This is a genomic window from Sulfuricystis multivorans, from assembly GCF_003966565.1.
Taxonomy (GTDB): domain Bacteria; phylum Pseudomonadota; class Gammaproteobacteria; order Burkholderiales; family Rhodocyclaceae; genus Sulfuricystis; species Sulfuricystis multivorans.
Window position 1 is genome coordinate 960,528 of sequence record NZ_AP018718.1, and the last position, 22,959, is coordinate 983,486.

Annotated in this window: 21 protein-coding genes and 2 tRNA genes; 16 read left to right on the plus strand and 7 right to left on the minus strand. The window is 64.0% G+C overall.

Annotated features, from left to right (window positions below; all coding sequences use genetic code 11):
• The first annotated feature begins 4 nt into the window (after nucleotides 1-4).
• From EL335_RS04795 to EL335_RS04835, 9 genes are all read left to right on the plus strand, one after another.
• The gene (locus EL335_RS04795) at nucleotides 5-1,162 is read left to right on the plus strand and encodes an ATP phosphoribosyltransferase regulatory subunit (protein ID WP_126444611.1); all 1,158 of its coding nucleotides are present in this window, start codon (nucleotides 5-7) and stop codon (nucleotides 1,160-1,162) included.
• A 3-nt stretch (nucleotides 1,163-1,165) separates the two neighbouring features.
• Entirely contained in the window at nucleotides 1,166-2,476 is a 1,311-nt protein-coding gene (locus tag EL335_RS04800; RefSeq protein ID WP_126444613.1) for an adenylosuccinate synthase, read from the plus strand.
• A gap of 190 nt (nucleotides 2,477-2,666) precedes the next feature.
• Nucleotides 2,667-3,023, plus strand: a complete 357-nt coding sequence (locus EL335_RS04805) for a hypothetical protein (protein WP_126444615.1) — start codon at nucleotides 2,667-2,669, stop codon at nucleotides 3,021-3,023.
• Between the two features lie 19 nt (nucleotides 3,024-3,042).
• Nucleotides 3,043-3,552 (plus strand): hypothetical protein, encoded by a 510-nt coding sequence (locus tag EL335_RS04810; RefSeq protein WP_126444617.1) that lies wholly within the window; start codon nucleotides 3,043-3,045, stop codon nucleotides 3,550-3,552.
• A 53-nt stretch (nucleotides 3,553-3,605) separates the two neighbouring features.
• Complete coding sequence (locus EL335_RS04815; protein WP_126444619.1) at nucleotides 3,606-4,205, plus strand: LexA family protein; 600 nt, start codon at nucleotides 3,606-3,608, stop codon at nucleotides 4,203-4,205.
• A 1-nt stretch (nucleotide 4,206) separates the two neighbouring features.
• Nucleotides 4,207-4,629: a LexA family protein gene (locus EL335_RS04820; RefSeq protein WP_126444621.1), complete on the plus strand. Its 423-nt coding sequence runs from the start codon at nucleotides 4,207-4,209 to the stop codon at nucleotides 4,627-4,629.
• Between the two features lie 3 nt (nucleotides 4,630-4,632).
• Nucleotides 4,633-5,901: a Y-family DNA polymerase gene (locus EL335_RS04825; protein ID WP_126444623.1), complete on the plus strand. Its 1,269-nt coding sequence runs from the start codon at nucleotides 4,633-4,635 to the stop codon at nucleotides 5,899-5,901.
• A 165-nt stretch (nucleotides 5,902-6,066) separates the two neighbouring features.
• Nucleotides 6,067-7,311 carry a cytochrome D1 domain-containing protein gene (locus EL335_RS04830; RefSeq protein WP_284155453.1) on the plus strand — a complete coding sequence of 415 codons (1,245 nt, stop codon included), beginning with the start codon at nucleotides 6,067-6,069 and terminating at the stop codon, nucleotides 7,309-7,311.
• The gene (locus EL335_RS04835; RefSeq protein ID WP_126444627.1) at nucleotides 7,286-7,903 is read left to right on the plus strand and encodes a DUF3299 domain-containing protein; all 618 of its coding nucleotides are present in this window, start codon (nucleotides 7,286-7,288) and stop codon (nucleotides 7,901-7,903) included. Before EL335_RS04830 ends, EL335_RS04835 begins: the two co-directional genes overlap by 26 nt.
• Before the next feature lie 24 nt (nucleotides 7,904-7,927).
• Here EL335_RS04835 and nfsB read toward each other — a convergent pair whose 3' ends face one another.
• From nfsB to EL335_RS04860, 5 genes are all read right to left on the minus strand, one after another.
• Nucleotides 7,928-8,584, minus strand: a complete 657-nt coding sequence (gene nfsB, locus EL335_RS04840; RefSeq protein WP_172600034.1) for an oxygen-insensitive NAD(P)H nitroreductase — start codon at nucleotides 8,582-8,584, stop codon at nucleotides 7,928-7,930.
• Nucleotides 8,585-8,655: 71 nt separating this feature from the next.
• A tRNA-Met gene (locus tag EL335_RS04845) sits at nucleotides 8,656-8,732 on the minus strand.
• Between the two features lie 58 nt (nucleotides 8,733-8,790).
• Complete coding sequence (locus EL335_RS04850; protein ID WP_126444631.1) at nucleotides 8,791-10,548, minus strand: GGDEF domain-containing protein; 1,758 nt, start codon at nucleotides 10,546-10,548, stop codon at nucleotides 8,791-8,793.
• Nucleotides 10,549-10,566: 18 nt separating this feature from the next.
• Nucleotides 10,567-11,208, minus strand: a complete 642-nt coding sequence (locus EL335_RS04855) for a response regulator (RefSeq protein ID WP_126444637.1) — start codon at nucleotides 11,206-11,208, stop codon at nucleotides 10,567-10,569.
• A gap of 1 nt (nucleotide 11,209) precedes the next feature.
• The gene (locus EL335_RS04860) at nucleotides 11,210-12,730 is read right to left on the minus strand and encodes a hybrid sensor histidine kinase/response regulator (protein WP_126444639.1); all 1,521 of its coding nucleotides are present in this window, start codon (nucleotides 12,728-12,730) and stop codon (nucleotides 11,210-11,212) included.
• Nucleotides 12,731-12,803: 73 nt separating this feature from the next.
• On the opposite strand from EL335_RS04860, the gene EL335_RS04865 reads away from it, so the two are divergent.
• Both EL335_RS04865 and EL335_RS04870 read left to right on the plus strand, forming a co-directional pair.
• Nucleotides 12,804-12,879, plus strand: a tRNA-Thr gene (locus EL335_RS04865).
• 33 nt (nucleotides 12,880-12,912) lie between these two features.
• A complete protein-coding gene (locus EL335_RS04870; protein WP_126444641.1) occupies nucleotides 12,913-15,090 on the plus strand; it encodes an exonuclease domain-containing protein in 2,178 nt (725 codons plus the stop codon).
• 18 nt (nucleotides 15,091-15,108) lie between these two features.
• Here the strand turns inward: EL335_RS04870 and EL335_RS04875 are convergent, their stop codons facing one another.
• Nucleotides 15,109-16,194 (minus strand): ankyrin repeat domain-containing protein, encoded by a 1,086-nt coding sequence (locus tag EL335_RS04875; RefSeq protein ID WP_172600035.1) that lies wholly within the window; start codon nucleotides 16,192-16,194, stop codon nucleotides 15,109-15,111.
• A 36-nt stretch (nucleotides 16,195-16,230) separates the two neighbouring features.
• Between EL335_RS04875 and EL335_RS14310 the strand changes: the two genes are divergently transcribed.
• The 5 genes from EL335_RS14310 to EL335_RS04895 are packed head-to-tail and all read left to right on the plus strand — an operon-like array spanning nucleotide 16,231 to nucleotide 21,297.
• Nucleotides 16,231-16,785: an energy transducer TonB gene (locus EL335_RS14310; RefSeq protein WP_172600036.1), complete on the plus strand. Its 555-nt coding sequence runs from the start codon at nucleotides 16,231-16,233 to the stop codon at nucleotides 16,783-16,785.
• On the plus strand, nucleotides 16,782-17,075 hold the full coding sequence (locus tag EL335_RS04880; protein WP_126444645.1) for a hypothetical protein: 294 nt from the start codon (nucleotides 16,782-16,784) through the stop codon (nucleotides 17,073-17,075). Before EL335_RS14310 ends, EL335_RS04880 begins: the two co-directional genes overlap by 4 nt.
• A 9-nt stretch (nucleotides 17,076-17,084) precedes the next feature.
• Entirely contained in the window at nucleotides 17,085-18,062 is a 978-nt protein-coding gene (locus EL335_RS04885) for an ABC transporter permease (RefSeq protein ID WP_126444647.1), read from the plus strand.
• Nucleotides 18,059-19,390: an ABC transporter permease gene (locus EL335_RS04890; protein ID WP_126444649.1), complete on the plus strand. Its 1,332-nt coding sequence runs from the start codon at nucleotides 18,059-18,061 to the stop codon at nucleotides 19,388-19,390. The genes EL335_RS04885 and EL335_RS04890 overlap by 4 nt, the downstream gene beginning before the upstream one ends.
• Entirely contained in the window at nucleotides 19,387-21,297 is a 1,911-nt protein-coding gene (locus EL335_RS04895) for a dipeptide ABC transporter ATP-binding protein (protein WP_126444650.1), read from the plus strand. The genes EL335_RS04890 and EL335_RS04895 overlap by 4 nt, the downstream gene beginning before the upstream one ends.
• 216 nt (nucleotides 21,298-21,513) lie before the next feature.
• On the opposite strand, the gene EL335_RS04900 is transcribed toward EL335_RS04895, so the two are convergent.
• Nucleotides 21,514-22,959: a transglycosylase SLT domain-containing protein gene (locus EL335_RS04900; RefSeq protein WP_126444652.1), complete on the minus strand. Its 1,446-nt coding sequence runs from the start codon at nucleotides 22,957-22,959 to the stop codon at nucleotides 21,514-21,516.

Here is a 22,959-nt window from a genome sequence, read left to right on the forward strand (position 1 = left end):
CGCCATGCATGCCTGGTTGTTGCCCGAGGCCATCGAAGACCTGCTGCCAGCCGAGGCCGCCCAGATCGAGCGTCTGCGCCGGCAGCTGCTCGACGAGTTCGCTCGTTACGGCTACCAGCTGGTCGTCCCTCCCTTGCTCGAATTCGCCGATGCCCTGCTCGACGAACAGGCCAGCGATCTCAATCTTTCCAGCTTCAAGCTCATTGACCAGCTCTCGGGCCGCACACTGGTGTTGCGCGCCGACATCACGCCGCAGGCGGCGCGCATCGATGCCCACCTGCTCAATCGGGCCGGCGTAACAAGGCTGTGCTACTGCGGCAGCGTGCTGCACACCCGGCCGGCGGGATTGTTCGCGCCCCGCGAGCCGCTGCAGATCGGCATCGAGCTGTATGGGCATGCCGGGCTCGAGGCCGATCACGAAGTCATCCGCTTGCTCGCGCGCACGCTGCATCTGGCCGATTTGCCGCCTTTCCGCATCGATCTTGGCCATGTCGGCATCTTTCGCGCGCTGGTGGCCGGCCAGGGACTGGCGCCAGCGGTGGAGCAGGCGCTGTTCGAAGCCTTGCAGGCCAAAGATGTGCCCAGCCTGCGCGAGCTGACCGCCGTTCTCCCCGAGCCCGTCAGAAATGGCCTGCTCTTCCTGCCGACACTCTATGGCGGCGAGGAAGTGATCCGCGGGGCGTCCGTCTGTCTGCCGATGCTGCCAGAGATCACGCGAGCGTTGGGCGACTTGCAACGGCTCGCCACCGAGCTCGCCGATCTGCCGCTGTCATTCGATCTGGCCGACCTGCGTGGCTATCACTATCACAATGGCGTCGTGTTCGCCGCCTATTGCGCCGACAGTCCTGGGGCGATCGCCTTGGGCGGGCGTTATGACGGCATCGGCGCGCGTTTCGGCCGTGCCCGGCCGGCGACGGGTTTTTCGCTCGATCTGCGCGCGCTGGCGCGCCTTGCCAAACCGCAGCCGATGCCGGGCGCGATTCTCGCGCCCTGGCCGGAAGACGAAGCGGCGCACGCGGAAGTCGAACGCCTGCGCGCGGCGGGCGAGATCGTCGTCGCCGCTCTTCCGGACCATGAAGGCTGCTGGCGGGAGGCCGGTTGCGACCGCCGTCTGGTGCGGCGCGGTGATGAATGGATCGTTGAACCGTTAGGGGAGAATTGAAAGATGGCCAAGAACGTCGTCGTGATCGGCACGCAATGGGGTGACGAAGGCAAGGGCAAGATCGTCGACTGGCTCACCGATCATGCCCAGGCAGTGGTGCGTTACCAGGGCGGCCACAATGCCGGCCACACGCTGGTGATCGGTGGCAAGAAGACCGTTTTGCATCTCGTGCCGTCAGGCATTCTGCGCGAGGACGTGATCTGCTACATCGGCAATGGTGTGGTGCTCTCGCCCGATGCGCTGATCAAGGAGATCGACGAGCTCAACGCCGCCGGCGTCGATGCCGAGGCACGGGTGAGGATTTCCGAGGCCTGCCCGCTGATCCTGCCCTACCACCAGGCGCTCGATGTCGCCCGTGAGGCCGCCAAGGGGGCGAAAAAGATCGGCACCACCGGCCGCGGTATCGGTCCGGCGTACGAAGACAAGGTGGCGCGGCGGGCTTTACGCGTGCAGGATCTCTTGCGGCCGAAGCGCTTCGCCGAGAAGCTCGGCGAGGTGCTCGACTATCACAACTTCGTGCTGAAAAACTATCTCGGCGCCGCCCCCGTCGATTTCCAGCAAGTGTTCGACGGTGTGATGGCGCAGGCCGCCCGGCTGACCAAGATGGTCGCAGACGTGCCGCGCGCGCTCTACGATGCGCACAACGCCGGTGCCAACATCCTGTTCGAAGGCGCCCAGGGCACGCTGCTCGACATCGACCACGGCACCTATCCGTATGTCACCTCGTCGAACTGCGTCGCCGGTGGCGCCTCGACCGGCGCCGGCGTCGGCCCGGGCATGCTGCATTACGTGCTGGGCATCACCAAGGCTTACACGACGCGCGTCGGCTCCGGCCCGTTCCCGACCGAACTGTACGATGCCATCGACAAGCAGGATCCCGTCGGTAAGCACATGGCCGAAAAAGGGCACGAATTCGGCTCGACGACCGGGCGCGCACGCCGTTGTGGCTGGTTCGACGCCGCCGCGCTGAAGCGCTCGATCCAGATCAATGGCGTCTCGGGCTTGTGCGTGATGAAGCTCGATGTGCTCGATGGCCTCGAGGAGATGAAGATCTGCACCGGCTACAAGCTCGACGGCCAATTCACCGACATCCTGCCGGTCGGCGCGGACGAGCTCGAACGCTGCGAGCCGGTCTATGAATCGATGCCGGGCTGGAAAGAGAGCACCGTCGGCATCAAGACCTTCGCTGATCTACCGCGCGCGGCGCAGAATTACATCAAGCGCATGGAGGCGCTGTGTGGCGTGCCGGTGGATATGATTTCCACGGGGCCGGACCGGGAAGAGACGATCGTGCTGCGTCATCCGTTCCAGTAAGACGAGAAAATCGGCGCTGGCGGAAAAAGGGACGTCCCGCCGGGCGCCGCCTCGTCTCGGAGAGTCGGCGGCTTCGGGATGGCACCCTCGCTCTTGCAACAATTCCTTACACTTTGCCACGCGGGCGACATTGTCTGGCGGCCCACGGATGCTTCAATGTGAATAAAAGTATTCGAGGAGAAAGCCAGCCATGAAGAGTGTCGCCAGAGCCGCAACGGTGCTCGCGCTGGCCTGCCTGCTGGTGGGCAACGCATGGGCCGATCCCCATTGGCATCATCGGCCACGCACGTCGGTCGAGTTCGGTTTCTATTGGGGCGGGCCATGGTGGTATCCGCCGTATTATTATCCCTATCCGATCTATGCCGCGCCGCCCGTCGTCGTGGTGCCGCCGCCCGCGCCACCGCCAGTCTATATCGAGCAGCCGCGCGCAGCCCCTCCGCCCGAACCCGGTTACTGGTACTACTGCCGCGAGGCTCGGGCGTATTATCCCTATGTCAAGGAATGTCCGAGCCCGTGGGAGAAGGTGGCGCCCCAGCCGCGGCAGTGACCCGCAAGGAGAGTTGGTGATGACCCCAAGGAAAAAAGTACTACCGCTATTGTTGGCCGGGCTGGCGATCGCCGGCTGTGCCAGCGTGCCGACCGCGCCGAGCGTGATGGTCCTGCCTGGCACGGGACGAACGTTCGACGAGTTTCGCGTCGACGATGTCTATTGCCGTGACTATGCTTTCCAGCAGATCGGCGGCCGGTCACGCGAGCAGGTCGCCAGCTCGGCAGCCATCCAGAATGCCGCCATCGGTACGGCGATCGGCGCCGTGGCGGGTGCCGCGATCGGTGGTCGCGACGCGGCCGGCGTCGGTGCCGGCATGGGGCTGATCGTCGGCAGCGCTTCGGGTGCCGAAGCCTCACGTGGCGCGGTATATGGCAGTCAGCGTCAATATGATCACGCCTATGTGCAATGCATGTATGCCCGCGGCCATCGCGTGCCGGTGAGCATGTCAGGCTACACTGCGGCACCGCCGGCCACTGCTCTGCCGCCTCCGCCACCGGGAAATCCGCCCCCGCCGCCTCCCCGTTGACAAGCGAACGAACGTTCTCTAAAGTAGAGAACGTTCGTTCAGGGGAGCGTGTCATGCCTGCTGCCAATCCTGCTCGCGATGCCGATTATCTCGACCGGCTGCGCGATTATTACGCCGAGAACCGGCACATTCCCTCGTTTCAGCGTATTGCCGAATTGATGGGCTTCGCCTCGAAGGCGGCGGCCAGCAAGCTGATGGATCGTCTGGCGGCCGCCGGGTTTTTCGAGCGTGCGCCCGATGATGCCACCTGGGTACCTGCCGAGCGCTTTTTCGAGCGTCCGCTGGCCGAGGCTGCGGTACGCGCCGGTGCGCCGGACATGATCGAAGGCGGCCAGGGGGAGCTTTTCCTCGTCGATCGCTATCTGGTGCGTCAGCCCTCGCGAACCGTGATGGTGCCGGTGAAGGGCGATTCGATGTGTGATGCCGGCATCTACGATGGCGACATCGTCGTCGTCGAACGCACCAAGGCCGCGAAGGCTGGGGACTTCGTCGTCGCCATCGTCGATAACGAGTTCACACTCAAGGAGCTCGCGCTGGAGCAGGGCCGTTTCGTCCTCAAGCCGCACAATCCGGCCTATCCGGTGATTCGCCCCCGAGGTGAACTGGAAATTTTCGGTGTGGTCACCGGTCTCGTCCGGCGCTATCGGTCCTGACATGCCCCGTCTGTCTGCCGAAACCGGCGTGATCCTGCCGCCGGGTCAGCCCTTGCTCGATCGGGCGGTACCTGCGGGTTTTCCGTCGCCGGCTGCGGATTATTTCGAGATGCGACTCAGTCTCGACGAGCATCTCATCAGTCACAGAGAAGCGACGTTTTTCGTGCGCGTCAGCGGGAATTCGATGACCGGTTTCGGCATTCACGATGGCGACCTCTTGGTAGTCGACCGCGCGCTCGATCTTGCCGACCGCAGCATCGTCGTTGCCGTCGTCGATGGCGAGTTCGTCGTCAAGCAGTTTTGCCGGTTGCCCGATGGCGTGCTGCTGCGCTCCGGCGCACCGGGCCACCGCGACATCCTCGTCGAGGAAGGGCAGGAGTTACAGGTATGGGGAGTGGTGCGCTGGAGCATCCACAAACTCTGAACGATGACGTTCGCGCTCGTCGATGGCAACAACTTCTATGTCTCCTGCGAACGGGTGTTCGACCCGAAGCTCGCCGGCCGGCCCGTCGTCGTCCTGTCCAACAACGACGGCTGTGTCGTATCGCGCAGCGACGAGGCGAAGGCGCTCGGCGTGAAGATGGGCGCGCCGTGGTTCCAGTTGCGCGATCTCGCGCGGCGCCACGGCATCGTTGCGCTCTCCAGCAATTACGCGCTGTATGCCGACATGAGCAACCGCATGATGGCGGTGCTCGCTGCCTTTTCCCCGCTCCAGGAGATTTACAGCATCGACGAATGTTTCTTGGTTCTCGACGGCATCGTCGGGAAAGACCGCTACGGGTACGGTCAGGCGATCCGCCGGCGGGTCGGGCAGTGGCTTGGTCTGCCCGTCTGTGTCGGCATCGGCGCCACCAAGACCTTGGCCAAGCTGGCCAATCATTGCGCGAAGAAACGGCTGGCCGGTAGCGACGGTGTCTGCGATTTCACGGCGCTGCCCGCAGAGGCGCTGTCCGGGCTTTTTTCGGCCCTTCCGGTGGGCGAAGTGTGGGGTGTCGGGCCGCGGCTGGCGCGGCAGCTGACGGAAATCGGCATTTCCAGCGTCGAAGCGCTGCGTCGCGCCGACACGGCGATGCTGCGCACCCGCTTCTCGGTGGTGCTTGAGCGCATCCAGCGCGAGCTCAACGAGATTCCCTGTCTTGCGCTCGAAGAGGTGGCAGCGAACAAGCAGCAGATCATCTCCTCGCGCTCTTTCGGCCGTTATGTGACCGAGCTTGCCGCGTTGCGGGAGGCCGTTGCCAGTCACGTCGCGATCGCGGCGGAAAAGCTGCGCGCTCAGGCTTCATGTGCCGGGATGGTGCAGGTGCTGATCCGCACCAATCCGCACAGTGCAACGGCGCCGCAATATCATGGGGCGCTTGCCGTCTCGTTGCCGACGCCGAGCGACGATACCTTGCGGCTGACGCGGGCGGCGCTGTGGGCGCTCGAACGCATCTATCGGCCGGGATTCGCCTATCAGAAGGCCGGCATCGCCCTGCTCGAACTGAGCCCTGCGGCCGCACAGCCGCAGGATCTGTTCGCCGCTCCGCGTGACAATAGGCGGCTGATGCAGGCGATGGACCGCATCAATGCGATCTGGGGGCGGGGAACGCTACGTTCCGCGGCCACGGGTCGAGGCGATGCATGCTGGCAAATGAAGCGCGAGCGGCTGAGCCCCGGCTATACGACGCGCTGGGATCAGCTGCCGCGCGTGACTTGAGCGATCCGCCCGGGGAAATGGCACCGCGGCAATGCGTATCTAGGCTCCGCTGGCTAGAAATCTCGCTTGCCGTGCCACCAGCGTCGAATTTCGGTATAGTCGATGGTGATATCAAGAAAATTGATATCTGCTCGATCTCATGTTTCATTCACAGGAGGAGGAAACGTGCATACCAACAAGAAGCTGATCGTCACCGCCCTTGCGGCGGCCTTTGCCCTTGCGGGCTGCGCCACCACCGCCAGCGCGCCCAAGCGCGCCGACGTCAAGTGGCCGAATGTGATCGTCCATCTGCACGGCGGCAACGGCAAGGCTTATCTCGTCGATCCGGCCACCGACAGCGTCGTCGCTACGCTCGACACCGAGAAGAGCGCCGGCCTGGGCGACACTACACCGGATGGCCGCAAGGTCTATGTCGGCGCCGAAGGCGAGGGCAAGGACACGGTGACCGTGATCGATCTGGACAAGCGCGCGGTCGTGGCGAAGATCAAAACCGGCAACCGGCCCAAACATCCGGTGGTCAGCCCGAATGGCAAGCTGGTGATGGTCAACCACTGGGGGCTCGATGACGGCAAACTGCGCGTCGCTTTCATCGACACCGCGAGCGACAAGGTCGTCAAGAACGTCGAGCTCGCCGTCACCGGTCAAGCCAAGGGGCCGACCTCGATGCACAATGCCTGGAGCTACGACTCGCGCTATGCCTTCACCGTCGATCGCGTCGATGACCATTTCGTGATCATCGACACCACCGACTGGTCGGTCAAAAAGATCAAGGTGCCGTCCAAGCCGCACTACGTCGTGCCGAGCCCCGATGGCACAGAAGTCTGGGTGGTCGTCGAAGGCAAGGATCGCGACAAGAACTATCCCGGCGCGCTGGTCTATGGCATCGGCAGCTTCGAGCAGATCGCCCAGATCAAGATGCCACTCATTGGCCAGGGCGTGATCGAGGGTCATCATGGCAATTTCTCGCAGGACGGCAAGTATTTCTTCATCCTGAACCGTGGGCCAGGCAGCAAGCTCGAAGGCACCGAGGTCGCCGTGTTCGACGCGGCGACCAAGAAGTTCGTCAAGCGCACCGAGACCGTCTCGACCGGCATCGGCCACACCTACAACACGCCGGACGGCAAGTACGCCGTGGTCACCAACTACGGCAACAACTGGGTGTCGATCATCGACAATACACAGGGCTTCAAGGTCGTCAAAGATCTGGCTGTCGGCAAGGGCCGCATGGGCCATATCGCCTTCACGCCGGATAGTCGTTACGGCTATCTGTCGAATGCCGGCGATGGCAACCTGCACAAGCTCGACATGCAAACGCTGACCGTCGTCAAGGAGATCAAGACCGGCAATGCGCCCGGTGGCTCGCAGGTGTTGAACGTCTGGACCAATGTCTTTGAAGAACTGCCGCGCTGATTGGCGGGGCGCATTGCGGCGGGGCCTTGGCCTCGCCGTTTTGTCGTCCGGCCTAGCCTTCGCCCAGGGTGAATTCCGTGTCGGCGAGACGCTTGCCGCACCAATGGCACGATCACTGCCGGCCGGTGTCGTCGAGCTCGAATGGGAAGCGCTGATGCCGGCGGACTGGAATCCAAAGAAGGCGCTCGACGGTATCGATCTTGCCGCGCTCTCTGATAACGACCCGAAGGCCAGTGCGCTGCTCGACAAGCTCAGGCAGGATCTGGACAAGGCGCCGGTGGTCAAATCGCTCGATGGCAAGCGCGTGCGCATCGCCGGTTTCGTCGTCACACTCGAGCGCAACGACAAGGGGGTGAGTGAATTCCTGCTCGTGCCCTATTACGGCGCTTGCATCCATACCCCGCCGCCTCCCGCGAATCAGATCATCCATGTGCTGCCGAAAACACCCGTTGCCCCGGAAATGGCGATTTTTCCGGTCTATGTCACCGGCACACTGAAGACCGTCGCAGTGACGACGGCCGAGGGCGCCGCGGGCTACCAGATCGCCGATGGCAAGGTCGAGGAATATCCTTGGCGCCGGCAGCGCAGGTGAGTCGCAGGCTCATAGAGGGTGCCGTCAAAGCTCGGAAATCACCGTCGCCGCGGGTAGCCGCGACTTGGGCAGGCGGGCGTTGAAATCCTCCGCGCTGCGATAGCCGAGCGCGGCGAGCACGACGCTGGTGAGCCCCTTTTCACGCAGCCCGAGCACGTCGTTGAGAATGCGGCTGTCGAAGCCTTCGATCGGGGTCGCATCGATGCCCAGCGCCGCAGCACCGAAGAGGAGGGTGCCGAGCGCCAGATAAACCTGTTTTTCCATCCAATGTTGGGTGTCTTTCAGGTCGAAACGGTGCAGGCCGGCATAGAACCGGCGGCTCTTCAGCTGCAGGGCTTGGGCGTCCGCGTTCGCAAAGCGGCCATCACGCGCTTCCTGCTCGGTGACTTCGACGAGGTGGGCATCCTCCAGTGTGGTGCGCGCGCAGAACACCACGACATGCGAGGCGGCCATGATCTTCTGGCCATTGGCGGCATACATCGGATGTTCCGTCGCCTTGGCGATGGTCGCCTTGGCGGCATCGGTGGCGGCAATGATGAAATGCCAGGGCTGCGAATTCACCGAGGAAGGGGCGAAGCGCAGCAGGGTTCTGATCTGTTCGACCTCTCCGGCCGGAATCTTGCGGCTGGGGTCGAAGGCCTTGCAGGTATGACGCGTCTGGGCGATTTTGGCGATATCCATCGAAGCGCTCTCCATGTCGGATACGAAAAAAATAAGGCCAACCACCGCTAAGTAGTTGGCCTCATTGTGTTTGGTTGCGGGGGCAAGATTTGAACTTGCGACCTTCGGGTTATGAGCCCGACGAGCTGCCAGACTGCTCCACCCCGCGTCAGTCCCGCCATTATGCAAGAAACCGGCCATCGGCGTCAATAACCATGATCGAATTTTCAGGCAGCCATCACGCGGTTCTTGCCAGCACGCTTGGCGAGATACATCGCTGCATCGGCGCGCTGCAACGCGGCTTCAGGCGATTCGTCGGGGCCGAGCTCGGCGACGCCACAACTGAAGGTGATCAGCACCTTCTGGTTGTCGTGCAGGAAGAAGTGGCGCGTCAGTTCGCGCTGCACGCGCTGCATCGCCGTGACGGCATCCTCCAGCGGTGTGTTGGGCAGCAGGATCACGAATTCCTCGCCGCCGTAGCGCGCCAGCGTGTCTGAGGGACGAATCGTTTCGCCGACGACCTTGGCCAGATGCACCAGCGCGGCATCGCCGGCAGCGTGCCCCAGGCTATCGTTGAGTTTCTTGAAATTGTCGATGTCGAGCAGCGCCAGGCAAAGCGGGCTGCCGTGGCGCTTGGCGCGTGAAGCCTCGGTTTCGATCGCCTCGTCCATGCCTTTGCGATTGAGGGCGCCGGTGAGCGGATCGTGGCGCACCAGCTCGCTCGCCCGAGCAAGCTCCTGTTGCAGACGTTGCACCTCCTGTTCGGCCGCCGCGACTCTCTGCCGCATCGACTGCAGCTCGTCATGGGTGCGCTGGGCATCGAGCTGGACGGCACGGGTTTCGCTCATCACCGCGTCGAGGACCTGCGTCAGCTCGGTGATGTCGCTGGCCTGGCTGATCTTCTCGGCATAATGTTCGAGTTTGTCGTGATAGCTGCCGGTCGAGGAGGAAAAATCGGCCAGGCGGTCCACGAACGTGGCGAGCATGGCCTTGAGCTGTTCCTGAGCGTCGATCAGGCTCTTTTTCAGCGCGCTTTGCTTGAAGATGACCTCTTTCATGCGACGCTCGACTTCATCGAGACGGCGCAGATCAAGCGGCTGGCTGACGAGATCGAGCACCGTCGCGATCTGGCCATGCAGCCAGCGGTCATCGATCACCAGCTCGCCGATATTGTCGATGATGAGATGCAGCAGGTGGAGCAAGGCGGCGCGAACCTCGTTCTGATCCTCGGCGACGAAATGCAGCCGGTAGGCAAAGCGCTTCAGCGTGGCGACGAGCTTGGCGACGTCGTCGTTGCTGTGCGCACTCCGCGCCGCAGCGACCAGCTTTTGCGCTTCGGAAGACAGTTCGGTGTTCTCGCCGATGATCAGCGCGATCGTGGTCTCGATGAGCTGCGCGAGCAGCTCGAGCAGCTCGATCGTCGCCTTGCCGAGGGTGGAAGAGGTGGCGCTGCCGGCCAAAGTCGGCGCTGGTGCACCGGCACTCTCGGCCTCGACAGCGGAGTCGGCGGTGGCAATTTCGAGCGCGCTGGCTTGCGACCAGCTTTTCATTAGCCCCTGGAGGCGGCCATAGAGCAGCTCGGGCGAGGATGTGGCGCTCAACACGTGTTCGAGCGCTTCGCGCTTGCGCGCCGGCGTGAGCTCGGCCTGGCGCATCTCCAGCCTCAGGATCAGCTCGCGGATCAACCCGGACCAGTCCGGTGGTTCTTCCGCGGATTTCGCCAACAGCTCGGTGAGCGCCGTGCGCACGGCTTCCCAGTCGTTTTCGCCGATCGCCTTTTCGATCTGGCGCGCGAAGCGCAGCTGTTCCGGTGCCGTGCGGGGCAAGCCGGAGAGCAGCTTTTTCAGCGATTTCTCCGGGAAGGGCTCCTGGGCGGTGGTGCCGGCGATTTCGTGATAGAGCGCCCGATAGTTGTCGGGCGTCGGCATGATGCGTTGCTGGGCGAGCCGTTTGAGGGTTTCGCGGGCGATTTCGAAGGGCGTCATGGCCGCGAAGAGAAAAGATTAGTCGACGAGCCCGTGCCGCAGGCCGTAGTGGATCAGCTCGGCGGTGCTCTTCAGCCCCATTTTTTCCAACAGACGCGCTCGATAAGTGCTGACCGTGGCGACGCCCAGATTCAGTTCGTCGGCGATCTGTGTCAATGGCTTGCCTTGGGCGATCATCACCAGCACCTGATATTCGCGATCGGTGATGCGCTCGTGCGGTAGCTTTTCGGTGTCTTCAGCAATCGCTTCGGCGAGCTGCTGAGCCACGCCCGGGCTGACGTATTTCTTGCCGCGCGCGACCTGACGGATCGCGGTGACGAGCTGATCCGGAGCGCTTTGCTTGGTCAGATACCCCGAGGCGCCGGCTTTCAGCGCGCGCAACGCATACTGCTCCTCGGGGTGCATGCTGAGGATCAGCACCGGTTGCTTGGGAAACTCACGCTTGAGCTGTTTCAGCGTGTCGATGCCGTTGCGGTTGGGCATCGAGATGTCGAGCAGGAACACGTCCCATTCGTTCTGCCGGGCGATCTGCAACGCATCGACGCCGTCGTCGGCCTCGCCGGCGACGACGAGGTCTTCGGTTTCGGAAAAGATCTGCTTGAACCCCTGACGCACGATGGCGTGGTCGTCGGCGATCAGGACACGGATTTTTTCTGCCATTTCAGAACAGATCGGGCTGGATGACGGGTTCGGCCTCGCCTGCAGCGACGACATCGCCGTGTCGCTCCGGCACTTTCAGGATCAGCAGCGTGCCACCTTGTTCCGCGCTGGCGATATGGAAGCTGCCATCGAGGCTCTGCACCCGCTCACGGATGCCGCGCAGGCCGAAGGATTTGGGCTTGTCGAGGTCGCACTCGGCGATGCCGCGACCGTTGTCGCGAATCTCGAGCACGATATTACCGTTTTCGCGTCTCAAGCGCACGGCAACCAGCGATGCGTGCGCATGCTTGGCGATGTTCGTCAGTGCTTCCTGGGTGATGCGAAACAGGGCCAGCGAGGTTTCGGGATCCACCTCGATGCCGTCGTCGCATTGAGCGCGGCAGGTGATGCCGGTGCTGTGCATGAAGTCTTCGGCCTGGCACTCGATCGCGGCGGCGAGTCCGAATTCCTTCAGGATCCCGGGGCGCAGCTGCCGGGCGACCCGGCTGGCGGTGCTCATCGCCTGGTCGAGCAGATTCTCGATCGAACGCGCCTTGTCGGCGAGCTCGACAGGCAGCTTGCTGGCCAGGAGCGCCGCTTCGATCTTGAGACGCACGAGGATGCTACCGAGCTCGTCATGGATGTCGCGGGCGATGCGTTCGCGTTCCTCTTCCTTGGCGGCTTCGAGGTGGAACGACAGAGCGGCCAGCTGGGCGCGTGATTCGCGTAGCGCGGCTTCGGTGTTCTTGGTGCGCGTGATGTCGGTCGCGATTCCGGTCCATTGCACCGTGCCTTCGTCGCCACGATGAGGCAGCGAACGCATGTCGATCCAGCGGACGCCGTCCCTGAGGCGACCTTCCCATGACAGTGGGTTGCCTGACTGGGCGGATTCCTCGAGTGCCGCGATCAGGGTTTGCTGATCGGCGGGCAGAAGACAGGCGAAAAAACGCTCCGTAATGCCGCGCAGTTCGTGCGGGGCGATGCCGAGCAGGCGCGTGCTGCCTTCGCTGACATAGAGGAAACGGAAACGCCCTGCCGGATCGCGTTGCAGGTTGAACACCAAGCCGGGCAGATTGCTGGCCAGCGCCCGAAAGCGGGTCTCGCTGTCGTGCAACATTTCCAGCGCGGCGCGATGGTCGGCGCGCTGGCCGGCTTCGCGGACCTCTCGCTCGACGGCGGCAGGCAGACGTTCGAGTCGATCGGTGAAGACGATGTCATGAATGCCGCAGCGCAGCGCCTTCATCGCGGTACGCTGGTCGGCCGGTTCCGCGACGACGATCAACGGCGTTTCGAGACCGCGATCGCGCAACGTCCTCAGCGCGGCGACTGGAGTACAGCCGGCATGATTGAGGCAATGCAGTACCGCATCCCAGGACCCGGAGCGCAGCGCCGAGCGTAGCGCGGGTAATCCGCTCACCGCGGAAAATTCCGGGGTGGGCCCTTCCCATTGCCAACTGCTGCGCAAGGCGTCGATCAGTGCCGGCGAGTCGCACAGCAGCAGAAGACGCAAGGCGATGTCGCGGTGCGACGAGACTGGTTGCATGGGGAAGAACGCAGATCAAAGCTTGCATTTTAAGATACACGCGAGGCTCCGTTTATAATCCGCTGCACAGCGTGCCGGCATAGCTCAGTCGGTAGAGCAACCGCCTTGTAAGCGGTAGGTCACCAGTTCGAATCCGGTTGCCGGCACCAGCACCAATCCTTCAGCCGAGGCACGCAGCGTCGATGAGCGCAAAAGCCCGCTTCATTCTGGCCGTGGTCATTCTGCTGTTGGTGATGACCGCGCCAGTGGCGCTGACGATGGCGATCGCCCTTCACGAGTTGCAGGGCGATGAGCGCGCCGCTTTTCTCGTCATGCTCAATCGCTGGTTGCCGATCGGTGCGATGCTCGGCTTGCTCGCGCTGTTGCTCGCCGTCAATGGGTTGCGGCTCTTTTTCAAGCAATATGTGCTCGGCCTGTCGGCGCTTGCCGAGAAGATGCGGCTGATGATCGAGGCCAACCGTGCCTACCGTATTCCACCCACCGGCGCGCCGGAAATCCGGGCATTGGCCGAGGCCGCGAATGCGCTGGCCGATGCGCGTGACGCCCTGCAGACCGATGTCGAGGCGCGCATCGCGGCCGCCAAGGCGGCCACCGAGGAGGAAAGAAACCGGCTTGCCGCATTGGTCGCCGATCTGCCAATGCCGGTGCTGGTCTGCAATCTCGACGGCCGCATCCTGCTTTACAACAATCATGCCCGCCTGCAGGTGAAAGCGCTGGTACCGGATGGCCATGCCGGTGGCGGCGTGATCGGTCTGGGGCGTTCGATCTACGGGGTGTTCGACCATTCGCTGATCGGCCATGCGTTGGAATCCCTGCAACATCGCCTGGAACGCGCGGGCAGCCGGCCGCTCGCCCACTTCATCACGACGACCCGCGCCGGACAGCTGATCCGCGTGCAAATGGCGCCGGTCCTGTCCTCTGCCGCTGCTCCGGATGAAGCAAAAGAAAAAGAGGTGCAGCGCAGCATTGCCGGCTATGTGCTGGTGATGGAAAACATCACCAAGCAGCTCGAAAGCGGGACGCACTGTGACCGCACCGTACAGGCGCTGACCGACGACACGCGCGCGGCGCTCACTGGAATCCGCGCCAGTTTGCAAGGACTGCGCGGCTGTGTTGCGATCGACGAGGTCGAAGCCATTGCCGATGCCATCGAGGACGAGATCCAGATCCTCGCCGTGCGGCTCAACCAGTCCGCCCAGGAATATGCGAACACGCTGATCGGCCGCTGGCCGCTAGAAGACATGCTGGGTGCCGATCTGATGACGGCGGTCGGTCGACGCATCGAAAAGCGGCTTGGACTCACGGCGAAGATCGACGACGTGGCGGATGATCTCTGGGTTCGCGTCGATAGTTATTCGCTCACCCAGGCGGTGACCTTCCTCGCCGCGAAGCTCACTGAAAGTTTCGCTGTCAGGCTGGTGCGTCTGCGGCTCGCCCGCGCCGGGCGTATGGCACGGCTGGAGCTGCATTGGGCCGGCACCGCGGTATCGACCGAAACGCTGCTGGGTTGGCAACTCGAACCGATGACCATCGCCGGGGAAACCACACCGCTCACGTTGCGTGACGTCACCGACCGCCATGGCGGCCAGCTCTCCTGTGGCCGCAGCGCGGCGATCCAGCAATCTTTTTTCCGCATCGAGATTCCGGCTGCCAGGGAGCAGGAAAGCAGCGATGGCGTCGCGCTGATCCAGGTCGAGAGCCGGCCGGAGTTCTACGATTTCGATCTGTTCCATCGCGCCGGCGAGGATCGTACCAGCGACGATATGCCCCTTGCGGCGCTCACCTACACGGTCTTCGATACCGAGACCACGGGCATCGAGCCCTCCGCGGGTGACGAGATCATCCAGATCGGCGCGGTGCGTATCGTCAATGGCCGGTTGTTGCGCCACGAGAACGTCGACCAGCTCATCGATCCGCAGCGTCCGTTGCGCCCCGAGAGCATTCCGATCCACGGCATCACCGAAGAGATGGTGCGCGGCCAGCCGACCATCGCCACCGTCCTGCCTCAGTTCCACCGCTTCTGCGAGGGAACCGTCCTGGTCGCGCACAACGCCGCCTTCGACATGCGTTTCCTGCAATTGAAGGAAGAGAAACTTGGCTTGCGCTTTACGCATCCGGTGCTCGATACGCTGCTATTGTCGGCGGTGATCCATCCGAACCAGGAGTCGCACAAACTCGAAGCGATCGCCGAACGGCTCGGCATCAAGATCATCGGCCGCCACACCGCGCTCGGCGATGCGATCGTCACCGCCGAGGTGTTCCTGCGCATGCTGCCGCTTTTGGCCGGCATGGGCATCCATACCCTGGGCCAAGCGCGCGCCGCGGCGGAGAAGACCTACTATGCCCGCGTCAAATATTGAGGAAGCGCTCGCTGAGGGTCATTGCGCAGCACTGGCGCGAATCGCCGCAGCCGCGCGGCGATAAAACTCCAGGGCCTGATGGCGCTCGCCGGCCGCTTCCGCGGCGCGGGCGCGTTCGAGCCATTGATCGGCGCTGGCGTCCTCGCTTTCCGCATAGCGGATCGTGAGCGACTGTTTTTCCGGCGCGTTTCGTTTGGCGCGAATGACGAGCGCTTTGGGTGTCTTCGCTCCCGCGTCGGTCTTTCCGGCGGGGGGCGTCTTGTCGGCGCCGACTTTGCGCGGCGCTTGCAGGGCTTTCAGTTCCTCCCAGGCTTGGCGGTAGATCAGGAGTGCTTCGTCACGCTTGCCAGCCATCTCGGCCAGGCGCGCCTTGCGCAGCAGCTCATCGACCCGATCGGGTGCCTGAAGCGAACGCACGGGCGGCGCGGGCGGATTTTCCGCGGCCTGGCGCGCCAGTGCGGCGAAGTTCTCGGTGCTGGTGAAGAGCTTGGCGATGTCGTAGTTGCCCTGTCGCATCGCCCAGGCGACGGCATCATCGCCATAATCGTTCTTGAGCGCGGGGTTTGCGCCGGCATCGATCAAGCGCTGGGCGATGCTTGCATGCCCTTCGCGCGCGGCCATCATCACCACCGTCGAGCCATTGGTCGAGCGTGCATTGACCTCGGCGCCGGCGGCGAGCAGGTCTTCGACCACGCGGGCATGGCCGGCGAAGGCCGCATAGTGCAGTGCCGTCCAGACGCGCTCTTTCCCAGGATTGGGGCGGGCGCCATGAGCGAGCAGCCAGCGCACCGCTTCCTGGCGGTTCTTCCATGCCGCGAGCATCAGCGCGGTTTCGCCGAAGCGGTTGGCGCGGTCGATGTCGGCGCCGCGAGCGAGGAATAGTTCCATCAGCGGGATATTGCCTTCCCAGGCGCCGATCATCAGGCCGGTGCCGATCAGCTGACCCTCGAAATTTGGGTCCAGTCCCTCATCGAGCCAGGCCGCGGCCTGCTGGATGTCGCCCAATTCGAGCGCAGCGGAAAATCGCGCTGGGTCGGGCAGCTCGGCAAAAGCGGTTGATAGCGGCAGCAGGAGCGCAAAGAGGGGAGGAAGCCAGCGTTTCATCGCCAGCAGTTTAACCGCTGGGGTAGCATTCACCGCATGATGGCGGCGACGATCGGGTGTCGGGATTCGGCAGGTGGCCGGATGGGGCTGGCGCTGTTGATCAGTCTTGTCCTGCACGGGGTGCTGTTGTTTCCTTGGCGCGCACCGCGTATGCCAAGGCCTGTTTCCGCGCTCGAGGTGACCCTGCCGCCGCTTGCCATGCCCGAGCCGGTCGCGCAGCTCATGTCCGCCGCGCCGGAAGCGACCCAGGATGCCATCGTGCCCGCTTCGGCCAAAGCTGCCGTTGCGCCAGCGCCGACTGTCGGCCCGGTAAAGCCGCAGCCTTTGAAAGGGCGTGCGCTGTCCGCCGCGCTGGCAGCATTGACGCAGGAGGAGTTCTATCCGCGCGCGGCGATCGAGCAGGGGCTGGAAGGGCGTGTCGTGCTGCTCCTGACACTCGACGAGGGCGGCCGTGTCACCCGCATCGAGCTGGCGAGTTCGTCGGGACATGCGCTGCTCGATGAGGCGGCCGTGCAGGCGGCAAGCCGCGTCGGGCGCCTGGCCGGCGGGCATCGCCAGGTGCTGCTGCCCGTGGAGTTTCGCCTCGAATGAAGGCCATCTCCCTTCATGCCGCCGTACCGGAGAAGCCTGCCGTCGGCGCCCCTTGCAATGGCTGCGGGGTCTGCTGTGCGCTGTTTCCCTGTCCGCTCTCGCGTCTTTTGCTGCGGCATCGCGAGGGCCCCTGCCCGGCGCTGACCTGGCAAGAGACGCGCTATGTCTGTGGCCTGGTCGTCGCGCCGACGGGGTTTGCCCGCTGGCTGCCGCGTCGTCTCGTGCGGCGCTGGATCGGTGTTGGCATCGGTTGCGATTGCGATGCCGAAGTCAGCGACGATGTTTTATAGTCACTGGCAATGCTCGCCTACCTGATCCGCCGCCTGCTTTACGCCTTGCCGATCCTGATCGGCGTCAATGTCATCACCTTTGCGCTGTTTTTCATCGTCAACACCCCGGACGACATGGCGCGCATGCAGCTCGGCGTCAAGCGTGTCACGCCGGAAGCGATCGAGAAATGGAAGGCCGAGCGCGGTTACGACTTGCCGCTGTTTTGGAATGCCCAGGCGCTAGGCGCCGAAAAGCTCACCCGCACGATCTTTTTCACCAAGTCGGTGAGGATGTTCGTGCTCGATTTCGGCCGCGCCGACGATGGCCGCGACATTGCGCGCGAGATCGGCCAGCGCATGGGGCCGAGTCTCGCGGTGGCGGTGCCGGTGTTCGTGCTGGGGCTGATTGCGGCGATTTCGTTCGCGCTCTTGCTCGTTTATTTTCGCGCCACCTATCTCGATTTCGCCGGCGTCGTGTTGTGCGTGGCGATGATGTCGGTCTCCAGCCTCTTCTACATCATCGGCGGCCAGTGGCTCGTTGCCAAGGTCTGGCATCTGGTGCCGATCTCCGGCTACGCCGAGGGGCTGTCGGCGACGAAGTTCATCGTCTTGCCGGTGATCATCAGCGTGCTCGCCGGCTTGGGTGCCTCATCCCGCTGGTATCGGACGATCTTTCTCGAAGAGGCGAACAAGGATTACGTGCGCACCGCGCGCGCCAAGGGCTTGTCGGAGCGCGTCGTGCTGTTTCGCCACGTGCTGAGGAACGCCCTGATCCCGATCCTCACCGGCGCGGTGGTGCTGATTCCATCGCTGTTCATGGGCAGTCTCTTGATCGAGGCGTTCTTCGGCATTCCGGGCCTGGGCAGCTACACGATCGATGCGATCAACGCGCAGGACTTCGCCGTCGTGCGCGCGATGGTATTCATCGGCTCGGTGCTCTACATCGTCGGCCTGCTGCTCACCGACATTTCCTACACGCTCGCCGATCCGCGCATCCGCCTGCAATGAAGTTCGTCCTGCTCGTCTCGGATGCGCTGTTCTTCCTGCTCGTTCTGGCGGCGATCATCGGCGGGCTTTGGGCGCGTCGCGTCGAGCACCTGCGGGCGAGTTGGCGGCGCGTCGGCCAAAACCGTGTGGCGATGGCGGCGGCGACGCTGCTCGTGGCCTTCACCGCCGTTGCGCTGCTGGATTCGGTGCACTATCGCGAGCGGTTGCCGGGGGAGGGCGAGAACTATGCCGTGGAGGTGCGATCATTGCTCGATGGGCTGCTTGCCGACCTGCGCACGCGCACCGAGAAGACCTACTCGGCGCCGCTTTCCACACACTCCTTCGCCAAGGAAACCATCGAGGGCGAGGGGCGCGACTTCCCGCGCCTCAAATTCGGCGGCGCGCATCTGGGTGAGAATCTCTCCCGCCACGGCGCGGATATCCGCTTGCGCATCCTCAAAGGACTGGGCGCCGGCGTGCTCGTCTGGCTGACGCTGTGGCTCGTCGGCGCACCGTGGCGGGCGAAGGTGCCGCATCTGGCTTGGGATGCCGTGTTCCTCACCTTGCTGGTGCTTTGCCTCATGGCCGGCCCCGTCGCCGTACTGGCACAGGGCTATCATGTGTTCGGCACCGACAAGGTGGGGCAGGACGTGCTCTATCTGACGCTGAAGAGCATCCGTACCGGCCTGTTGATCGGCACGCTCACCACGCTGATCATGCTGCCGGCGGCGATTTTTTTCGGCATCCTCGCCGGCTACGCGGGCGGCTGGATCGACGATGTGATCCAGTATCTCTACACGACGCTCAACTCCATACCCGGTGTGCTCCTGATCGCCGCCGCGGTGCTGATGATGCAGGTGGTGATCGACACCCATCCGGAATGGTTCGCGACCAGCGCCGAGCGCGCCGACGCACGGCTGATCGCCTTGTGCGCGATTCTCGGCTTGACCAGCTGGACGGGGCTGTGCCGGCTGCTGCGTGGTGAGACCCTGAAGCTGCGCGAGCTGGAATACGTGCAGGCGGCGCGCGCGCTCGGGGTATCTGGCCTGCGCATCCTGGCGCGCCACATCCTGCCGAACGTGATGCACATCGTGATGATCGCGATCGTGATGGATTTCTCGGGACTGGTGCTCGCCGAGGCTGTGCTGTCCTATGTCGGCATCGGCGTCGATCCGAACACGATCAGCTTCGGCACGATGATCAACGCCGCGCGCATGGAGCTCGCGCGCGAGCCGATGGTCTGGTGGTCCTTGGCTGCCGCCTTCGTCTTCATGTTCGTGCTGGTGCTCGCGGCGAATCTGTTCGCCGACGTGGTGCGCGACGCTTTCGACCCGCGGGCGGTGCGATGACATTGCTTACCGTGCGCGATCTTTCCATCGACATCGGCCCCGCTCGTCCGGTCGAGGGCGTTTCGTTCGAGATTGCCCGGGGGGAGACTTTCGCGCTGGTCGGGGAATCCGGCTGCGGTAAGTCGCTCACTGCGCTGGCGTTGCTGCGGTTACTTCCCGAGGCGGCGCGGATCGCTGGCGGCATGGCGCATCTGGGGGACACCGACCTCTTCGCCCTGCCCGAGGTCCGCATGCGCGAGGTGCGCGGCGGCCGCATCGGCATGATCTTCCAGGAGCCGGCGACCAGCCTGAATCCGGTGATGACCATCGGCAGCCAGATCGGCGAGGCGTTGCGGCTGCATGGCGGCTCGGCGGATATGAGACGAGTCGTCGAACTGCTCACCGCGGTGGGTATCCCCGATCCCGAGCGGCGGGCCGGCGAATATCCGTTCCAGATGTCGGGCGGCATGAAGCAGCGGGCGATGATCGCGATGGCGCTGGCCGGCGAGCCGGAGCTTTTGATCGCCGACGAGCCGACCACCGCGCTCGATGTGACGATCCAGGCCCAGGTGCTCGATCTGCTCGCCAGACTCGCGGCAAAGCGGGGCATGGCGATGCTCCTGATCACCCATGACCTGGGGGTCGTCGCGCGGATGGCCGATCGTGTCGCCGTGATGTATGCCGGCGAGCTCGTCGAGATCGCGCCGCGCGCTGCATTCTTTGCCCAGCCCGCCCACCCGTACGCGCAGCGGCTGTTCGCCGCCTTGCCCGCTACGGCCGCCCGGCGGACGCGTCTGGCAACGATTCCCGGCAGCGTGCCGAATCCCACCGAGCGTCATGCGGGCTGCCGCTTCGTCGCCCGCTGCTCGGTTGCCCTGCCGGTGTGCGGCACGGTGCCGCCGCCCTGGCGCGAGCCCACACCGGGACATCGAGTGCGTTGCCATCTGGAAACGGCGACGAAAATCGGCGCTGGTGGCACAGCACCTCCCTGCGCAGAAGGACATGGCCGCCCCACGACCGAGAACTTGCTCGAGGCGCACGACCTCAAAGTGCATTTCCCGATCCGGCGCGGCGTGCTACAGCGTGCCGTCGGCTGGGTGCGGGCAGTCGATGGCGTCGACCTCTCGATTGCGGCAGGCCGCACGCTGGCGCTGGTGGGCGAATCGGGCTGTGGCAAGACCACGGTCGGCAAGGCGATCCTTGGGCTGCAGTCGGCGACGGCGGGAACGGTGAAGCTCGCAGGTCGGATTTTGGATGGGCTGGCGCCGCGCGAGATGCAGATGGTGTTCCAGGACCCCTTCGGCTCCCTCGATCCGCGGCTCACCATCGACGCGATCGTTCGGGAGGGCCGGCCCGATGCGGACGTTTCGGCTTTGCTGCGCCAGGTGGGACTGACGCCGGAAATGGCCAAGCGCTATCCGCACGAATTCTCCGGCGGCCAGCGCCAGCGCATCGCCATCGCCCGCGCCTTGGCCGTCATGCCCAGGCTGTTGATCTGCGATGAGCCGACCAGTGCGCTGGATGTCTCGGTGCAGGCGCAGATCCTCAACCTGTTGCTCGACTTGCAGGCGCGTCTGGGATTGGCGTATCTGTTCATCACGCACAACATCGCGGCGGTCGATTTCCTCGCCCATGAGGTGGCCGTGATGTATCTGGGCCGCATCGTCGAACAGGGAACGGTCGAGGAGGTATTGGACAACCCGCGCCACCCCTATACTCAGGCGCTGTTGGCGGCGGTGCCGAAGCTTGTGGGAGCGCCCGGCGAACGGCTATGGGTCCAGGGCGATCCGCCCTCGCCGGCGAACCCGCCGCCGGGCTGCCATTTCCATCCGCGCTGCCCGCGCGCGGCGGCGCGCTGCCATGCCGCCTATCCTGCGACTGCCGTGATTTCGGCGACGCACTGGGTGCGCTGTTATTTTCCCGATTGAACCTAAAAACCTCAGTTGGACGCGCCCGATGGTGCGTGCCGGCGGGCGGATGGCGCGACGCGACGACGCCGCAGGCTCATGCCTGCAAGGAGGAGCAACAAAGCCAGGCGCGCGCCGGGGCGCGCCAGGGGGTGCGTAGCGGGGTCACCGACTCGGTGAGCGGGGAAAGTGTGGCAAGCTCTGATTCTCAAAGGCATTTTTTGCTTACAGAAGCGGTCAACTGGGGTTTTTAGGTTGAAGCTTTTTCTTGGTCGTCCGGGCATTGGGTGGCGTTTTCGTTTTCGCTCTCACGGCTGGTTTCGCGCTTGGCTTGACCGTCACCGTGGGTTTCCCCTTGAACCTGGCCGCCACTGTTTTGCCTTTGCGGCTCGGCGTGGCGCTTTCCTTCGGTAGCGGCGGAGGTTCGGGCAGCGCATGGGCGAGGTTTTCTGCCGCCTGGCTGCCAGGACGGGGGATGAGCAGGGTGAAGCCGGGATGGATTCTGACGCGCGGCGTAATCCCGTTGATCTGCCGCAACCGCGCCTCGCTGAGCTTGAAACGGGCGGCGACCTTGGCGATCGTCTCGCCGCGCTTGAGCGTATGAGTCTTCCAGTTCGACAGCGGCTTGTCTTCGGCCTCGTAACGCTCCAGATTGGTGAGGAAGGTGCCGATCTTTTCCACGGGAAGCAGCAGTTCCTCGCCGGCCTGATTGCCATCGATGACGGGACGATGGTAAGCCGGGTTCAAGGCGACGAACTCCTCGACCGATATCCCAGCGAGGTGCGCGGCGAGCGCGACATCGATGCGCGCCGGCTTCGCGACCGTTTCGAAATAAGGCCGATTGGGGATCGGCGGCAAATAGATACCGAACAGCTCGGGTTGCGCGACGATGTTCTTCAGTGCTTGCAGTTTCGGCACATAGTTGCGGGTCTCGGCGGGCATCGTCAGGCTCGAATAGTCCGTGGGCAGACCCTTGGCCTGGTTTTTTGCGATCGCCCGGCCGACGGCGCCTTCACCCCAGTTGTAGGAAGCCAGCGCGAGATGCCAGTCACCGTGCATTTCATAGATTTTTTGCAGATAGGTCAGCGCCGCATCCGTCGAGGCGATGATGTCGCGACGCTCATCGGCCCACCAGTTCTGGTCGAGGTTGTAGGTCTTGCCGGTCGAGGGAATGAACTGCCACAGTCCCATCGCTCGCGCCCTCGATACGGCTCGCGGATTGAAGGCGCTCTCGACCATCGGCAAGAGGGCAAGCTCGGTGGGCATGCCGCGTGTTTCCAGCTCCTCGACGATGTGGTAGAGATAACGCCGGCCACGCTCGAAGATGCGCCGCAGCATTTCCGGGCGGTTCAGATACCAGGATTGATGCTCGGCGACGAGCGGATCGTGCAGATCGGGCATGCCGAAGCCGCGGCGGATGCGCTGCCAGAGATCCTCGGGGGGGGCGGTCAGGTCGATGAGCGGCGGTGGAGTGTTTTCAGTGATGATTTGTTTGGGCAGTGCAGAGGCAGGCAATTCTGGCGCGGCGGCAGCGCCGGGTTCAGAAATGGTCTGGGGCGGCGAAGGCTGCACGGCCGCTTCGGCCGAGCGGTCGGGTTTTTGCGCAACACTGCCGGGTAGTGTTGCGCAGCCGCCGGCGAGCACGACCAGCACGAGCACGGTAAGGCGCAAAATGAGGTTCAT

Excerpts from the sequence above, each read along its gene's own strand:
- EL335_RS04885 (WP_126444647.1), top strand. The coding sequence starts at position 17,085 with ATGCTCGCCTACCTGATCCGCCGCCTGCTTTACGCCTTGCCGATCCTG.
- EL335_RS04860 (WP_126444639.1), bottom strand. The coding sequence starts at position 12,730 with ATGCAACCAGTCTCGTCGCACCGCGACATCGCCTTGCGTCTTCTGCTG.
- EL335_RS04795 (WP_126444611.1), top strand. The coding sequence starts at position 5 with ATGCATGCCTGGTTGTTGCCCGAGGCCATCGAAGACCTGCTGCCAGCC.
- EL335_RS04835 (WP_126444627.1), top strand. The coding sequence starts at position 7,286 with ATGTCTTTGAAGAACTGCCGCGCTGATTGGCGGGGCGCATTGCGGCGG.
- EL335_RS04800 (WP_126444613.1), top strand. The coding sequence starts at position 1,166 with ATGGCCAAGAACGTCGTCGTGATCGGCACGCAATGGGGTGACGAAGGC.
- EL335_RS04855 (WP_126444637.1), bottom strand. The coding sequence starts at position 11,208 with ATGGCAGAAAAAATCCGTGTCCTGATCGCCGACGACCACGCCATCGTG.
- EL335_RS04805 (WP_126444615.1), top strand. The coding sequence starts at position 2,667 with ATGAAGAGTGTCGCCAGAGCCGCAACGGTGCTCGCGCTGGCCTGCCTG.
- EL335_RS04850 (WP_126444631.1), bottom strand. The coding sequence starts at position 10,548 with ATGACGCCCTTCGAAATCGCCCGCGAAACCCTCAAACGGCTCGCCCAG.
- EL335_RS04880 (WP_126444645.1), top strand. The coding sequence starts at position 16,782 with ATGAAGGCCATCTCCCTTCATGCCGCCGTACCGGAGAAGCCTGCCGTC.
- EL335_RS04820 (WP_126444621.1), top strand. The coding sequence starts at position 4,207 with ATGCCCCGTCTGTCTGCCGAAACCGGCGTGATCCTGCCGCCGGGTCAG.
- EL335_RS04815 (WP_126444619.1), top strand. The coding sequence starts at position 3,606 with ATGCCTGCTGCCAATCCTGCTCGCGATGCCGATTATCTCGACCGGCTG.
- EL335_RS04875 (WP_172600035.1), bottom strand. The coding sequence starts at position 16,194 with ATGAAACGCTGGCTTCCTCCCCTCTTTGCGCTCCTGCTGCCGCTATCA.
- EL335_RS04870 (WP_126444641.1), top strand. The coding sequence starts at position 12,913 with ATGAGCGCAAAAGCCCGCTTCATTCTGGCCGTGGTCATTCTGCTGTTG.
- EL335_RS04825 (WP_126444623.1), top strand. The coding sequence starts at position 4,633 with ATGACGTTCGCGCTCGTCGATGGCAACAACTTCTATGTCTCCTGCGAA.
- nfsB (WP_172600034.1), bottom strand. The coding sequence starts at position 8,584 with ATGGATATCGCCAAAATCGCCCAGACGCGTCATACCTGCAAGGCCTTC.
- EL335_RS04810 (WP_126444617.1), top strand. The coding sequence starts at position 3,043 with ATGACCCCAAGGAAAAAAGTACTACCGCTATTGTTGGCCGGGCTGGCG.
- EL335_RS14310 (WP_172600036.1), top strand. The coding sequence starts at position 16,231 with ATGATGGCGGCGACGATCGGGTGTCGGGATTCGGCAGGTGGCCGGATG.
- EL335_RS04895 (WP_126444650.1), top strand. The coding sequence starts at position 19,387 with ATGACATTGCTTACCGTGCGCGATCTTTCCATCGACATCGGCCCCGCT.
- EL335_RS04900 (WP_126444652.1), bottom strand. The coding sequence starts at position 22,959 with ATGAACCTCATTTTGCGCCTTACCGTGCTCGTGCTGGTCGTGCTCGCC.
- EL335_RS04890 (WP_126444649.1), top strand. The coding sequence starts at position 18,059 with ATGAAGTTCGTCCTGCTCGTCTCGGATGCGCTGTTCTTCCTGCTCGTT.